The sequence below is a fragment of the Acinetobacter sp. FY683 genome (genome assembly GCF_059515885.1).
The window spans coordinates 1-14850 of sequence record NZ_JCAKNA010000029.1 but is presented as its reverse complement, the minus strand read 5'-3'; the positions used below and the strand labels follow the sequence as shown (position 1 = coordinate 14850).

The window sequence follows — 14850 nt, the reverse complement described above, 5'->3', positions numbered from 1 at the left end:
TTAGAAATAAAAAAGACCGCATATAGCGGTCTTTTTTTTAGCTTTAAGCTTATGCTTTGCCTTCGGCAGCAGCAGCTTGAGCACGTTTCATATTTTCTTCAAACTCTGCATCGAAGTTGATTGGAGTAAGAAGTAATTGAGGGAAACTACCTTTTGTAACCATGTCATTTACAGCTTCGCGTAAGAATGGGAACAAAATATTTGGGCAGTATGCACCAAGAATATATGGAAGACGTTCTTCTTCAACGGCATCAACTAAGAAAATACCAGATTGAGTTACGTCAACAATAAAAGCAGTTTCACCAGCATTTGTTGCTTGTACAATGACTTTCAAACCAACTTCAAAATGTGTGTCATCAATTTTTTCAGCAGAAGATGAAAGGTTGATGCTTAATTCAGGTTCCCACGCTTTCGTAAAAACTTGAGCGCCTGGTACTTCAAAAGAAATATCTTTAGTGTAAATACGTTCTAATGCTAATTGTGGTTGAGTTTCTTGTTCACTCATTATTGGATCCTTGATATTTCAAAGTTAGTTATAAAATTACGCGATTAAATGGTCTAATTTAGCTTCACGGTCTAGTGCGTAAAGTTGGTCAAAACCACCAATAAATTCATCTTCAATAAAAATTTGTGGAACAGTACGGTGATTCGTACGTTGCATCAACTCAATACGTGCTTCAGCAGGTTCTTGCGATAAATTAATTTCGTTGTATTCGATACCTTTACGCTCAAGAAGTTGTTTTGCACGAACGCAATAAGGACATGAGTTTGTTGAATAAATAGTCACTTTAGCCATGCTATTTCTCTCCTGAGTCGTAAATTATTTTGCTTTAATCAATGGTAAGCCTTGAGCTTTCCAATTGCTAATTCCACCATCTAAGCGGTAAGCATCTGCATGACCTACTTGTTGTAGTGCAGTACCTGCTACTTGACCTAAATTACAGATAAACACGATAGGGCGTTCTGCTGTTTTTAGCTCTTCAACATGACTGGTAATTTTGCTGTAAGGAATATTGCGGCTACCGCTGATATGACCTTCACGGAAATCTTTAGCGTCACGTAAATCTACCAACATCGCATTTTTAGCTTTCACTAAAATACCTAACGATTGCGGAGAGATCTTACGACCATTACGTTGACCTTCCAAAATGAAGAACAACACTACAAGTACAGCAAGTGTTCCAAATAAGAAGGGATGATTCCCCATAAACTCGAACCAACGTTCCACAAATCACCTAATTACAATTTAATATTGCCGAAGAGTATAGCCTATAAATATGGCGATCAAAATCGCATCTTCAAGGGCTATCGTTGAATAAAAGTTAATTTTTTTGCTGAGCTTCAGCAATTTCATCAATTAGACGTAAAAAACTGTCTAAACGACGAGGTAAAATTTCACCATTTTGTGCAGCTAAACGAAGCGCACATTGTTTTTCATGCTTATGTGTACAGTTTCTAAATTGGCAATAACCTAAAAGTTTATCAATTTCAGGAAAGCCTTCTTGAACTTTATCTGAATCTAAATGCCATAAACCAAATTCACGAATTCCTGGTGAGTCAATGAGCGCAGCACCATCACCAAAGCCAATGAGGCGGGTAGATGTTGTTGTATGTTGACCTAAAGCTGAGTTTTCAGAAATGATATTGGTTTTTTGCGTTGCATCGGGAACAATCGTGTTAATAATCGAACTTTTACCAACACCCGATTGACCTACAAAAGCAACTGTTTCACCTGCTAAGCGTTCGGCAAGCTTAGACACATTATCCATAGATTGTGTAAGCATGACTTCATAGCCTAAATCTTGATATTCTTTCACCAAGTCTAGAATAGGATCATTTTCTTTAAGTAAATCGGTTTTATTGAGTACCAATAATGCAGGAATTTTTGCATCTGCACAGGCCACTAAATAACGGTCGATTAAACCTGGCGCAGGTTCGGGAAGTGGTGCAAATACAATAACAATTAAACTAATATTTGCCGCAACTGGCTTCACTTTATGGTAGCGATCTGGACGTGTTAGCAACGATTGGCGAGGATGGATAGCCGTAATAATACCCAAACCTGTAATCGGATCGGCTTGCCATTTCACACGGTCACCTGTAACCAATAATTCTAAGTTGGTACGTGTATGACAGCGCCAGATACTACCTAATTCAATAGGTTTCCAAAATGGTTCAGGTTCGCCATCTTTCACTGTTGGTTTTTCAGGATGTACGTCAGGGGTCGAGAGCGTTTGGACTTCAAGCTGTCGACCATAATGTTGAACAACAAGACCTTCTAAATCATTTGAAGTATCTAAATCTTCTTGACGTGTTTTATGTTGTTTCTCAATACGACGTTGTTGTTGCTCGGTTAAGCGTCGTTTACGAATTAAAGCCATTCATATCCTAAAAAACCATGAATCTAAGATGGCAAAATACCACGAAGAAGGGGGACAATTACAGCTATCATTCGAGAAATTTGCTACTATGTTGTTTTTAAGCCTAATAAGATTGCACATTTATGAGCAGCACACCTGATAGCCGATTAATTTGGATCGACCTTGAAATGACAGGTCTAGATACAGATAACGACCAAATTATTGAAATTGCGACTATTGTAACAGATGATAATTTAAATATTTTGGCAGAAGGTCCTGTTCTAGCAATTCACCAGTCGCCAATTCTGTTAAATGCAATGGATGAATGGAATACACGCCAACATGGTCAGTCTGGTTTAATTGAACGTGTACGCCGTAGTAAGTTAACGGCTCAAGATGCTGAACAGCAAACTTTAGAGTTTTTGAAAAAATGGGTAAATCCTAAAACATCGCCAATGTGTGGTAACTCAATTTGCCAAGATCGTCGATTCATGCATCGTTTAATGCCTGAATTAGAACAATTTTTCCATTACCGAAATTTAGATGTATCTTCTGTAAAAGAGTTAGCAAAGCGCTGGCGCCCAGAAATTATGGGTGGGTTGAAAAAGAATGCATCACACTTAGCAATGGATGATATTCGTGACTCTATTGCAGAACTTAAATATTACCGTGAATATTTCTTTATTATGAATAAAGACTAATAATTCATCATTGTTGTGAAAAAGGGGCTTAAGCCTCTTTTTTATTGGCTGATGGTTAAAAATTGAGTATGATTTAAGCGAGTTACAAAAATTGTTTACGTTATTCATTCTGATGAAGGTGATAACGTATAAAATTGAATGATGAATTATAACAACGAGTTTTACTATGCAAAGTAATAACCCTATTTTATCTCGTGTTGAAATCCAACACGATTATTCTCAGCCGATGACCATTCAAGGCACAATTCAAAAGGCAACACTTCTTACTGTAGTTTCGGCAGTTGTAGGTGTGTCATTTTTCTTTTATGTTTTTATGACAGCTAATTTGTCACTTGCATATACAGGGGCAATGGTTGGTGCAATTGGTGGTTTAATTTTGGCTTTAATTGCAACATTTAAACCCAATACTGCACGTACTTTAGCTATTCCTTATGCTTTATTTGAAGGTGCTTTCTTAGGTGGTATTTCTGTTGTTTTTCAATTGAAATATCCAGGTGTACCTTTACAAGCACTATTGGCAACATTTGTGACTACTTTGGTGATGTTTGGGCTATATAAATACAGAATTGTTCGCGCGACTGAAAAATTTAAATCTGTGGTGATGTCTGCATCTATTGCGATTGCCATTGTGTTTGTTGTGCAATTTGTTATGCGTATGGCTTTTGGTTCAAGTATTCCATTCTTATTTGAAACAAGCCCATTAGGTATTGGTTTTGCTGCATTTGTTGCAGTAATTGCATCTTTGAATTTAATTCTAGATTTTGACTTAATTGAAAATGGTGCGGCACAAGGTGCACCAAAAGTAATGGAATGGTTGTCTGCAATTGCATTATTGGCAACATTGGTTTGGATGTACTACTCATTCTTACGTTTGTTAGGCATGCTCAATAGTGATGATTAATTTGACTATAAAAACAAAACGCTCCTTATAAGGGGCGTTTTTTGTATTTAAAATTTATAGAATTGAAAAAAGATGCATTATGCAATTTAGTAATTTAAAAATTTTAGGCATTATGTGAACAGATTATATTAAGTGAGAATCTCATGGCACAAGGATTATTAGCAGGTAAACGCTTCCTTATTGCAGGTATTGCAAGCAAATTATCAATTGCATTTGGTATTGCTGAAGCGCTTCATCGTGAAGGCGCAGAGTTAGCATTTACTTATCCAAATGAAAAACTAAAAAAACGTGTAGATGATTTTGCTGCACAATTCGGTTCAACTTTGGTATTTCCTTGTGATGTAGGTGTTGATGCTGAAATTGACAATGCTTTTGCAGAGCTTGCAAAACATTGGGATGGTTTAGATGGCCTTGTGCATTCAATTGGCTTTGCACCAGCTCATACTTTAGATGGTGATTTCACCGACGTAACTGACCGTGATGGTTTTAAAGTTGCTCATGATATTAGTGCATATAGCTTTATTGCGATGGCACGTGCTGCGAAGCCTTTATTAGCGGCTCGTCAAGGTTGCTTGTTAACGCTCACTTATCAAGGTTCTGAGCGTGTTATGCCTAACTATAATGTTATGGGTATGGCAAAAGCATCTTTAGAAGCTGGCGTACGTTATTTGGCTTCAAGCTTAGGTGCTGAAGGTATTCGTGTAAATGCAATTTCAGCAGGTCCTATCCGTACACTTGCTGCTTCTGGTATTAAATCTTTCCGTAAAATGTTAGATATTAACGAGAAAGTTGCACCGCTTAAACGTAACGTCACTATTGAAGATGTTGGTAATGCAGCATTGTTCTTATGTTCACCTTGGGCAAATGGTATTACAGGTGAAATCCTTTATGTAGATGCTGGCTACAACACTGTAGGTATGAGCGCATCTATTATGGATGCAGAATAATTTTTTATTCTTCAGCTATAAAAAACGGTGCTTATGCACCGTTTTTTATTACTTTAAATTTATGGTAATTGCTTAATTGGGCTACCACCTAAAGCTTGCATTAAAGTCACATAAGCGTTGTATTGGTTTTGTTTGGTTTGCACCAAAGATAAACGTGCCTCACGTGTGGTTTTCTGAGCATCAATTAAATTTTTCAATGCAATAGCCCCATTTTTATAACGAACTTGAGTTAGATATTCTGCTTTTTCAGCCAGCTGAGCATTACGCTCTTGTAAGCTAACTTGCTTATCTAATTCATTACGTGCAGATAACGCATTTTCAACATCTGCAAATGCCTTATACATGGTTTGGCGATATTGAGTGATACTTGCTTCATAATCAATATTGCTAATCGCTAAGTCCTTTTTCATATCGTTATATTGTAAAAATGGCAGACTCAAGTTTGCGCCAAGTGCCAAAGTTGGGTTTTGTAGAAGTTGCGTTAAAGATGTACTAGAACTCCCTAAATTACCCGTTAAGCTAATTGAAGGATAATAGCTGGCTTTTGTTGCATCTTTATTTGCTAAAGCTTTACGTAAACGAAGTTCAGTTGCTTTTAAATCAGGACGACGTGATAACAGCTCAGCGGGTAAACCTGCAGAAATTTGTGGTAAGTTCGACTGCGGTAATTTCTTAGGTTCATTAATATTTAATTGCTGAACAGGTATATTTAAAAGTACAGCCAAAGCGGTGCGCGTTTCTACTTTTTGCTGTTCAATTTGGCTTAGGCTTGCTTTTTGACTTTGAACCGCTTGTTCTGCAGTTGTTAAATCTAAACCAGAAACAGCACCTGCACGATATTGTGTTTGAACTAATTCATAGGTTCTTTGCGTACTTTCTAAATTTTGGCTTGCAACAGAAAAGCGCTCATTTAAGTAGCCCAATTGCCAATATAGTTCTGCTGTTGTCGCAATTAAGCTTTGAGCTGTCGCTTGTAAGTCTTGTTCAGATGCTAAAGCTTCCCAACGAGATGCTTCGGTTTGATTGGCAAGTTTTCCAAATAAATCCAACTCATAACTTACGCCAGCACTTAAAGACAATGCTTTGGCAGAATCGGTACCCGATTTTAGATCAAAATTGTGTCCTGTCGATGCACTAGAACTAACACGAATACCTTGTTTATCTTTAGCTAAACCTGCTTGTAAGTAAGCTTTTTGTAGATTTAAACCTGCAACAGCTAAATCACTATTTGCGTTAAGTACTTTATCTACTAGTTGATTTAACTGAGCATCACCAAACAATGTCCACCATTGGTCTGCATAAACATCTGCATGAATTTGTTTGCTTGAATCTTTTGCATTTTGAAAATGAGCAGGTGTTGAAACAGAAGGTTGTTGATATGGTGATTTTACTAAAGCCGTACAGCCTACCAATGAACTACTCAGAACCAAAGCACTTGCAAGCTTTGTTAAATGTGTTTGCATGATTGTTTCCTTATTCTCTAGAGAGTGCATCGACAGGGTTTAATTGCGCAGCATTTCGTGCAGGAATAAAACCAAACACAATACCAATTAAGCTTGAACATACAAAGGCTGCAACAATTGATGTTGTTGAATATGCCATTTGGAAGCTTCCACCAGCAAAATGCGTAATAAGCTGACCGATCCCTAAAGATAAAAGCACACCTAAAATACCACCCAAAATACAGACCAAAACTGCTTCAATAAGGAACTGTTGTAAAATGTCACTTTGACGTGCACCAACAGCCATACGTACCCCAATTTCTTGAGTTCGTTCTGTAACTGAAACAAGCATGATATTCATTACACCAATTCCCCCTACAACAAGTGAAATCACAGCAATTGCTGACACCAGTAAAGTCATGGTTTGTGTGGTTTGCTGAATAGTTTCACGAATACTGTCGGAGTTTTGGGTAAAGACATCTTGAGCGCCGTGACGTTGTTCAAGTAGGCTTAAAATGGCATTTTCAGCAGCTGAGCTTGGGTATTCATCTTTAATACGCACAATAATACTACGCACGTTAGATTGTCCGAGCATACGACTCATGACAGTTGAATAGGGTAAATATACATTGAGACTGTCAGAATTACCCATCATGCCTTGTTGAGCATCGACCACGCCAATAATACGACTCGGTACGCTACCTAACAAGAGAACTTGTCCAAGAGGATTTGTGCCATCACTAAAGAATGTTTTTTCTGTATTGGTATCAATCACGACATCTTGAGCTTGTTCTGTAACGCTACTCTTATCGAATGCTTGACCAGATTTAAACGTCAAACCTTTTACGTAGAAATAGTCTGCACTAACTCCATTTACGGTCGCTGCTGCTTCGATATCTTTGAAGCGGGCAGTTACACTTGAATTTACGGATGGACTTACGCCATCTACATAAGGTTGATTTGCGAGTGCATCACCATCGGCAGGAATAAGGGTTTTTACTTGGGAGGTACGTGAATTATCACCAAAACCTCGACCTTGATAAACGGTGATGGTGTTTGTACCTAAGCTACTAATATTTTCTAAAATTTGCTTTTGTGAACCATTTCCTAAGGCAACTACAGATACTACAGAAGCAATACCAATAATAATTCCGAGCATGGTAAGAAATGTTCGCATACGGTGTGCATTCATGGCTAACAGAGCCATTCGGAATGCTTCACCTAAACGGTCTGCAATAGAGCGCCAAGAGGGTGTTTTCTTTTGAGGTGTACGAATTAACGTTTGTTTTTCTAGAACTTCATCTTCTGAAATTTCAGGCGTATTAGGTTGATCGGAAATAATATTTCCGTCACTAATTTCAATAATACGTGTGGCATTTTTAGCCACGTTATGATCGTGGGTTACCAATATGATGGTATGACCTTTGGCATTAAGTTCACGCAAAATACGCATCACTTCAATACCGCTATTCTTATCTAGAGCACCTGTTGGTTCATCGGCAAGAATAACATCTCCACCATTCATTAAGGCACGAGCAATTGATACACGTTGTTGCTGGCCACCTGAAAGTTGACTTGGTCTATTTTGAGTTTTATCAGCTAGACCTAAATCTGATAATAGTTGTTTGGCACGTGCTTGACGTTCAGTTGCATCAGCACCTGCATAAATAGATGGAACTTCGACATTGCCTGCTGCATTTAAATCCCCCAGCAAATGATAGCGCTGGAAAATAAAACCAAAATATTCACGACGTAATTGAGCAAGTTCATCGGGTTCTAGTTCGCGAGTTTCTCGTCCGCCAACTTTATAGCTGCCTTCGGTTGGTTGATCTAAACACCCTAAAATATTCATGAGTGTAGATTTACCAGAACCAGACTGACCTACAATGGCAACCAATTCTCCAGGGTAAATTTCTAAATTTACCCCTTTAAGAATCTGAACTGTTGTTTCACCAGCAGGGAATTCACGAGTCAGATTTTTGACCTCAAGTAGAGGCTTTAAATTTTGACTCATCATTACATTCTCATTCCAGGACCACCGCTACGTTTAGCAGCGTTATTCGATGTATCAGAACCATCGGCAATAACAACTTTTTCACCGAGCTTCAAACCTCGTAAAACTTGCGCAGTCACTCGGTTGTTTAAACCAATCAAAACAGGTTGTGGTTTTGCAGTCCCATCGGCTTGTACAACACGTACCATCGCAATAGATGCTTTACCATTTTGAACTAATTGTTTTTCTGCCTCAGTAAGTTCTAAGCGTTTTGGTCGATCTGCATTTTCTTTATTTGTAGGCTTTTCAGTATTTGTAGTGCTTTGACTACCTGAAACTTTACGTTGTGGGCGGTTTGATGCTTGAATGGCTGCGGCAGGAATAGTGAGCGCATTTTTTGCATCAGCTAAAATGATATATACCTGAGCGGTCATATCAATACGTAATTTGCCATCTTCATTGGGTACATCAAAGAGCGCATTGTAATAAACAGCCGAACTTGTAGATGACGATGAAGTGTTGCTATCAGAGTTAATTGATTTTGGAGCAGGTTCCACTTGACGTAGTTTTGCGTAAATTTTCTTATCGCTATTCCCTAAAGTGGTGAAATAAACCGCTTGACCTTCTTCAACTTTCATCACATCTGCTTCAGAAATTTCAGCTTTAATGGTCATGGTGTCGAGCTTTGCAAGTTTCACAATAGTAGGTGCACTTTGGTTGGCATTCACGGTTTGACCTTCTTCCGTCACAATCGCAACAATGGTGCCATCCATAGGCGCAATAATTTGCGTATAACCTAAATCTTCCTTAGCTGTAGCCAGAGTTAAACGTGATTGTTCAATTTGAGCACTAATTGCCGTAATGTCTGCTTGTGCAGTTTTATAGCTTGCTAAAGCACTTTCAAGCTCTGCGCGAGAGGTTGCATCTTGAGCATACATTGCTTTTTGACGATTATACTCTGATTCAACTTTTGCTAAATTTGCCTGTTTTACTGCAAGTTGTGCTTGTTGATTTTTAATATTCGCTTCTGCAGTTTTTAAATCGTTTTCTTGGCGTACAGAGTCAATTTGTGCAATAAGTTGCCCTTGTTTAACTTGATCTCCAAGTTTAACGTACATTTTCTTAACTTGACCTGAAACCTGAGCCCCAACACTTACCATTTTTGTTGCTTCTAATACGCCAGTGGCGAGTACAGAATCTTCAATATCACCACGTGAAACATCAGCAGTAATAAATTGTGGTGTTTCTTGTTTAGGCTTTAAGAAATACCAAGCACTAAAGGCTAGTGCAAGGAAACAAACAGCAACAATAATGACTTTAGTCGGTTTTATTTTTGGCATGGTCATAAAATGAAGTTACAGAAAATTATTTTTAATTATAAGAGCGAATTAAGGATAAATAGTGAACTTTATTTAGTAAACAGAACTGATTCTTATTTATATTTAATAAATTTCATAACTTAAGATAGAAATAGTTTTTTACCACATAAGCTTGCAATGGCTTGCTGAATAAGATGTTCAGGGTTTTCATGCCCCAAACCTTTAATTGAAGAATCAATTCTTAATAAAAGTGATGGCCAAGTTAAGAAATCTTGTGGGTTTAAACGACGTAAAGCCTGCTGATAAGCACTGACTTTAGTTTTCCAGATGCCCAATTGTAATGCATTATGAGGCTGTTCAAAAAGTTGCATCAATAACCGCATTTCTTTGCTTAAACTCCATAAAATCAGGCTGTTTGGCTCACCTGAAGCAATTAAATATTGAAAAATTTTAATAGATTGAGCAAGGTCGCCTGCAAGTAGAGCATCACTTAAATCGAATGTGCTGTATCTCGATTGATCTTGTAAACACGCATATAAATGATCAATTTGAATAACTTCAGCATCTGCAAAAGTATCTCGCACACGCATTAAGCTATTTTTGGCAGCAAGTAAGTTATGTTCATGATGTTGTTCAAGCCATTGCCAGGCATCATTTGCAAGTTTTATTCCTAGTTTTTGTGCCTCAACAGCTAAAATTTGTTGGCGATCTTTAGGGTAGTTTGCAGTTAATGCGACATTCACACCATTGGCATCAATAAGCTGAAAAAAACTTGTTTTTAAGCTACCGCTATCTTGTTTGGGCATGACCACTAACAGTAGGTTTTGCTCATTATGTTGTAAATAGCTTTTGAGTTCTTTAATACCACTTGCATCGGGTTTAATGTTGCCATGAACTTCTATGGCAAGTTGATTGGAAAAAAGAGATAAGCTATTTAATGCATTAAATACAGTTTTCCAATCACTGACACTACTAATATCGTAGCGCTGGCGTTCAATATCTTGTTTTTGCCAACTCGCTCTAAAAGCATCTATTAAGTTTTGTTCAAGTAGTGGTTCCTGACCATGTAGTACCCAAGCACCTCGAGCTTCATCTACGCGTTTTAGTGCTTGTAAATAGTCAAGTTTCATTACTTAAATCTCAAAAATTATTCAGCAGTTTTAGGTTGAACTACAAGTTTTTGTAAGCGGTTTGATGAAATTTGACGAGCAATCTGTTGTGCCACATCATCTACAAGTACGTCAGATAAGTAGTCAAATTCTTGATCGCCAGTATTCACTGTTTCATCGTTATATTGGTAACTACGTGTTGCCATCACTGTACGGGGTTCTGTGAGTGGATTTCCTTGGGCATCATCAATACGGAAAGTTACGCTTAAACGAATAATGTTTTCACGTAACTTACCAGCAAGATCTAGTTTGCGAGGAGAGTATTCAAGTATATGTAATGAATATGCATCACTAGCATGACTGAGTTTTATACCAGCAGATGTCAGGTAAAGTGATAATTTTTCTTCTAAATTTCCTGAGTTTGGTGGTAAAACAATATTCATTTTTGAATAAGCAACAGGGACACTTGATGGGCTTGTGCCTTTTAAATGAAAGCCACAACCGACTAAGCCTGCACTTAGACCCAAAGTTAGTACAATTGCTGCAACACGTTGTCCTAAATACATGCCTTATCCTCTAATTTATATTCCAAATATATGGAAGAGTTTTTCTAAGTTTTGTTGATTGTAAAGTCAAAGCCCGTTGGCTGGCAACGGGCTTTGTTTGGGAATTGTGAAATCCTTATATTCCCTCTCCTTTTAGGAGATGAGAAACACTGTTTCGCAAGGGGAGAGGTCTATTTATTAGATAACCCTCAACCCCTTGGGGAATATATTCCTTATCCCAGAGAGAGAAGGAGCTATAAGGATATTAAACCACCAAGTTTACTAATTTATTTGGAACAACAATTTCTTTCTTCGTTGGACCTGTCAAGAATTGTTGAACTTCAGGTAAAGCTTTTGCTTGAGCCAAAATGTCATCTTTAGATGCATCAACAGATACTTCTAATTTGCCACGAAGCTTACCGTTCACTTGAACCACAATCGTTTGCGTATTACGTGTTAATGCAGATTCATCCACAGTAGGGAATAAAGCTGTATTTAACTCGATACCAAACTCAGCCAATAATGTTTGGCTTAAATGAGGTGCAAATGGAGCAAGTAAAGTTAAAAGTGTAGTGATAGATTCACGTGCAACGGCAACGTCATTATCATCTTTTGCTTCAAACTTGTTGTTTGCATTAAGCAATTCCATCATCGCTGCAATGGCAGTGTTGAATGCGTGACGACGTTCAATGTCATCACCCACTTTTTGGATGGTTTCATGTGTTTTACGACGTAAGTCTTGTGCAGCAGTTGAAAGTGCAGCTTTATCAATAGCGAATGCATTGTTACCTTGTTCAAGGAAACCTGTTGCTAAACGCCAAACACGTTTTAAGAAACGGTTTGCACCTTCAACACCTGCATCCGACCATTCAAGTGATTGGTCAGGTGGTGCAGCAAACATCATGAATACGCGTGCAGTATCTGCGCCGTATTGGTCAATAATAGATTGTGGGTCGATACCGTTGTTTTTCGATTTCGACATTTTCTCTTGACCGCCAACCACAACGTCTTGACCATCTTCTTTGTATTTCGCAGAAGTGATACGACCTTTTTCGTCTTTTTCAAGTTCGATATCGGCAGGGTTGAACCATGTTTTCTTGCCTGAGTCTGCTTCACGGTAGTAAGTATCAGCAAGCACCATACCTTGTGTTAACAAGTTAGTGAAAGGCTCGTTACCTTGTACCACGCCTTCATCACGCATCAATTTGTGGAAGAAGCGTGCATATAACAAATGCAGAATCGCGTGCTCAACACCACCAATATATTGGTTTACAGGAAGCCAAGTTTGACCCGCTTCAGGTTTCACCATACCGCCAGTAAAGTCTGGAGATGCATAACGTGCATAGTACCAAGAAGATTCTACAAAGGTATCCAAAGTATCTGTTTCACGACGAGCATCGCCGTTACAGCTTGGACATTTCGTTTCATAGAACTCAGGCATTTTGTTCAGTGGATTGCCTGAACCATCTGGAACCACGTCAGTTGGAAGTACAACAGGAAGTTGATCTTCAGGTACTGGCACTTGACCACATGTTGGACAGTTAATCATTGGAATTGGACAACCCCAATAACGCTGACGAGAAACACCCCAGTCACGTAAACGGAATTGAACTTTAGAATTACCAAGCTCAGTTGGTTCTAATTTTGCAAGGAATGCATCATAAGCACCTTGTAAATCTAAACCGTCAAATTCGCCTGAATTTACTAACTTACCTTCTTTCGAACCGTACCATTCTTGCCATTGAGTCGCATCAAAGTCAGCATCGTCTGCGCCTTTAGCATCAATCACTTGCTTAATGGTTAAGCCGTATTTGTTGGCAAATTCGAAGTCACGCTCATCGTGTGATGGAACTGCCATCACCGCGCCTGAACCGTAAGACATAAGAACATAGTTTGCGATCCAAACAGGAACTTCTTCACCTGTTAATGGATGTTTAACAGATAAACCTGTTGCCATGCCTTTTTTTTCAGCAGTCGCAAGGTCAGCTTCTGCCACAGAACCCATACGGCATTCTTCAATAAATGCAGCCAATTCAGGATTCGTTTCAGCCGCTTTAAGCGCCATTGGATGTTCTGCTGCAACAGCAACATACGTCACACCCATTAAGGTATCAGCACGAGTTGTAAATACAGTTAAACCATCTGCATACACTTCTGGATTTGCTGAAGGGAAAGTAATGTCCATCCCTTGTGAGCGACCAATCCAGTTGCGTTGCATAGTTAGAACTTGTTGTGGCCAACCATCTTTAAGCGTGTCTAAATCGTCTAATAATTCTTGTGCATAGTCTGTAATACGGAAGTAGTACATTGGAATATCACGTTTTTCAACCAATGCACCTGAGCGCCAGCCACGACCATTTTCAACTTGTTCGTTTGCAAGAACAGTTTGATCGACTGGATCCCAGTTTACCGTTGAAAGTTTACGGTAAATTAAGCCTTTTTTATAAAGCTGAACAAATAACCATTGTTCCCAGCGATAGTATTCAGGTGTACAGGTCGCAAATTCACGATCCCAGTCCACTGCAAGACCTAATTTTTTAAGCTGATTACGCATGTAATCGATGTTTTCAAACGTCCATTTTGCAGGGGCAACTTGGTGTGCAATTGCTGCGTTTTCAGCAGGTAAACCGAAAGCATCCCAACCCATTGGTTGAAGAACTGTTTCACCTTTTAAACGGTGGAAACGGCTAATTACGTCACCAATCGTATAATTACGCACGTGACCCATGTGCAGTTTGCCACTTGGGTAAGGGAACATCGAGAGGATATAACGACGTGGACCTTCTACTGAGTCGGCAACTTTAAAGGCTTTGCGAGTTTCCCAGTCCTGTTGGACAGTAGGTTCAATCGCACTGGCTTGATATTCTGGGTCAATGTGAGTAGTCATAAACGTATACTATAAAAACAACGGTTAAAAAAGTTTGTTGCACAGCATAGCGCAAAATGCACCTAAAAGTGAATTTTGGCTATGTGATTCTTTAGGAAAAATTTACTTAATAGCTAGAATGCAAATGAATGTGGAGATATTCACTTGATGTTAAGTCATTAATTTATTTTAAAGGTTGTACTGTTTCTGGTGCTGCTGGTACTTCAGATGGTGTATTTGTTGGTGCTTGTTCTTGGTTGTGAGTTGTATCGGGAGCAGCAGGTTCGGCTTGTGTTGGTGTTGTTGCTACAGTAGAAGTTTTTGTTCCAAAGGTTTCTATTCGACCTTGTTTTTTTGCATTTTTAGGAGGCGGCGTTGCTGTGTAGTGTGTAGAACCTTTAGCATCTACCCATTTATAATATTCACGTGCCATGGTTGATGTTGAACTAAAAGTGAACAGTAATGTTGAGCTTAATAAGCAAATATGGATTGTTGCTTTTTTCACGGTGTATTTCCCCAAAAAAACAGAAATTAACTTAATTTTGTATTCTAACAAAGCTAAAAAAAATAATATATTTTTGATTGTTTATTATTCACTAAAATTTAAGTTTAAGTGTAATTTTAAGTTGTTTGAAGCTGGTTTATAGGATTGGTAAATATAAAGATT

General features: G+C 38.4%; 14 protein-coding genes. 3 read left to right on the top strand and 11 right to left on the bottom strand.

Translation table 11 applies throughout. The features are described 5' to 3' along the window. Window positions 1-49: 49 nt before the first annotated feature. The 4 genes from secB to rsgA all read right to left on the bottom strand — a co-directional run bounded on the left by secB (window position 50) and on the right by rsgA (window position 2381). Window positions 50-505 carry a protein-export chaperone SecB gene (gene secB, locus AC5YDH_RS12585; protein WP_496120003.1) on the bottom strand — a complete coding sequence of 152 codons (456 nt, stop codon included), beginning with the start codon at window positions 503-505 and terminating at the stop codon, window positions 50-52. Between the two features lie 36 nt (window positions 506-541). Further along, window positions 542-796, bottom strand: a complete 255-nt coding sequence (gene grxC, locus AC5YDH_RS12580; RefSeq protein WP_496120001.1) for a glutaredoxin 3 — start codon at window positions 794-796, stop codon at window positions 542-544. A 24-nt stretch (window positions 797-820) separates the two neighbouring features. Beyond that, window positions 821-1228: a rhodanese-like domain-containing protein gene (locus AC5YDH_RS12575; protein ID WP_496119999.1), complete on the bottom strand. Its 408-nt coding sequence runs from the start codon at window positions 1226-1228 to the stop codon at window positions 821-823. Window positions 1229-1322: 94 nt separating this feature from the next. Next, complete coding sequence (rsgA, locus tag AC5YDH_RS12570) at window positions 1323-2381, bottom strand: ribosome small subunit-dependent GTPase A (RefSeq protein ID WP_496119997.1); 1059 nt, start codon at window positions 2379-2381, stop codon at window positions 1323-1325. Window positions 2382-2503: 122 nt separating this feature from the next. Here rsgA and orn point away from each other — a divergent pair, with 122 nt between their 5' ends. The 3 genes from orn to AC5YDH_RS12555 all read left to right on the top strand — a co-directional run bounded on the left by orn (window position 2504) and on the right by AC5YDH_RS12555 (window position 4909). Then, a complete protein-coding gene (gene orn, locus AC5YDH_RS12565) occupies window positions 2504-3061 on the top strand; it encodes an oligoribonuclease (protein ID WP_496119995.1) in 558 nt (185 codons plus the stop codon). A 166-nt stretch (window positions 3062-3227) separates the two neighbouring features. Further along, window positions 3228-3962: a Bax inhibitor-1/YccA family protein gene (locus AC5YDH_RS12560; RefSeq protein ID WP_496119993.1), complete on the top strand. Its 735-nt coding sequence runs from the start codon at window positions 3228-3230 to the stop codon at window positions 3960-3962. Window positions 3963-4105: 143 nt separating this feature from the next. Next, window positions 4106-4909, top strand: a complete 804-nt coding sequence (locus tag AC5YDH_RS12555) for an enoyl-ACP reductase FabI (RefSeq protein ID WP_496119991.1) — start codon at window positions 4106-4108, stop codon at window positions 4907-4909. Window positions 4910-4968: 59 nt separating this feature from the next. Here the strand turns inward: AC5YDH_RS12555 and AC5YDH_RS12550 are convergent, their stop codons facing one another. The 7 genes from AC5YDH_RS12550 to AC5YDH_RS12520 form a co-directional block, all read right to left on the bottom strand. Further along, a complete protein-coding gene (locus tag AC5YDH_RS12550) occupies window positions 4969-6372 on the bottom strand; it encodes an efflux transporter outer membrane subunit (protein ID WP_496119989.1) in 1404 nt (467 codons plus the stop codon). 10 nt (window positions 6373-6382) lie between these two features. Next, window positions 6383-8365: a MacB family efflux pump subunit gene (locus AC5YDH_RS12545; RefSeq protein ID WP_496120034.1), complete on the bottom strand. Its 1983-nt coding sequence runs from the start codon at window positions 8363-8365 to the stop codon at window positions 6383-6385. A gap of 2 nt (window positions 8366-8367) precedes the next feature. Beyond that, a complete protein-coding gene (locus AC5YDH_RS12540; RefSeq protein WP_496120032.1) occupies window positions 8368-9684 on the bottom strand; it encodes a MacA family efflux pump subunit in 1317 nt (438 codons plus the stop codon). Window positions 9685-9803: 119 nt separating this feature from the next. Then, window positions 9804-10793 carry a DNA polymerase III subunit delta gene (gene holA, locus AC5YDH_RS12535; protein WP_496119987.1) on the bottom strand — a complete coding sequence of 330 codons (990 nt, stop codon included), beginning with the start codon at window positions 10791-10793 and terminating at the stop codon, window positions 9804-9806. A gap of 17 nt (window positions 10794-10810) precedes the next feature. Next, complete coding sequence (locus AC5YDH_RS12530) at window positions 10811-11338, bottom strand: LPS-assembly lipoprotein LptE (RefSeq protein ID WP_496119986.1); 528 nt, start codon at window positions 11336-11338, stop codon at window positions 10811-10813. 244 nt (window positions 11339-11582) lie between these two features. Continuing rightward, window positions 11583-14204, bottom strand: a complete 2622-nt coding sequence (gene leuS / locus AC5YDH_RS12525; RefSeq protein ID WP_496119984.1) for a leucine--tRNA ligase — start codon at window positions 14202-14204, stop codon at window positions 11583-11585. A 163-nt stretch (window positions 14205-14367) separates the two neighbouring features. After that, window positions 14368-14688 (bottom strand): DUF4124 domain-containing protein, encoded by a 321-nt coding sequence (locus tag AC5YDH_RS12520; RefSeq protein ID WP_496119982.1) that lies wholly within the window; start codon window positions 14686-14688, stop codon window positions 14368-14370. Window positions 14689-14850: the final 162 nt, after the last annotated feature.

Bases quoted from the DNA above. Each gene is read 5' to 3' on its own strand.
- secB (WP_496120003.1), bottom strand. From the start codon at position 505: ATGAGTGAACAAGAAACTCAACCACAATTAGCATTAGAACGTATTTAC.
- grxC (WP_496120001.1), bottom strand. From the start codon at position 796: ATGGCTAAAGTGACTATTTATTCAACAAACTCATGTCCTTATTGCGTT.
- rsgA (WP_496119997.1), bottom strand. From the start codon at position 2,381: ATGGCTTTAATTCGTAAACGACGCTTAACCGAGCAACAACAACGTCGT.
- orn (WP_496119995.1), top strand. From the start codon at position 2,504: ATGAGCAGCACACCTGATAGCCGATTAATTTGGATCGACCTTGAAATG.
- AC5YDH_RS12560 (WP_496119993.1), top strand. From the start codon at position 3,228: ATGCAAAGTAATAACCCTATTTTATCTCGTGTTGAAATCCAACACGAT.
- AC5YDH_RS12555 (WP_496119991.1), top strand. From the start codon at position 4,106: ATGGCACAAGGATTATTAGCAGGTAAACGCTTCCTTATTGCAGGTATT.
- AC5YDH_RS12550 (WP_496119989.1), bottom strand. From the start codon at position 6,372: ATGCAAACACATTTAACAAAGCTTGCAAGTGCTTTGGTTCTGAGTAGT.
- AC5YDH_RS12545 (WP_496120034.1), bottom strand. From the start codon at position 8,365: ATGAGTCAAAATTTAAAGCCTCTACTTGAGGTCAAAAATCTGACTCGT.
- AC5YDH_RS12540 (WP_496120032.1), bottom strand. From the start codon at position 9,684: ATGCCAAAAATAAAACCGACTAAAGTCATTATTGTTGCTGTTTGTTTC.
- holA (WP_496119987.1), bottom strand. From the start codon at position 10,793: ATGAAACTTGACTATTTACAAGCACTAAAACGCGTAGATGAAGCTCGA.
- AC5YDH_RS12530 (WP_496119986.1), bottom strand. From the start codon at position 11,338: ATGTATTTAGGACAACGTGTTGCAGCAATTGTACTAACTTTGGGTCTA.
- leuS (WP_496119984.1), bottom strand. From the start codon at position 14,204: ATGACTACTCACATTGACCCAGAATATCAAGCCAGTGCGATTGAACCT.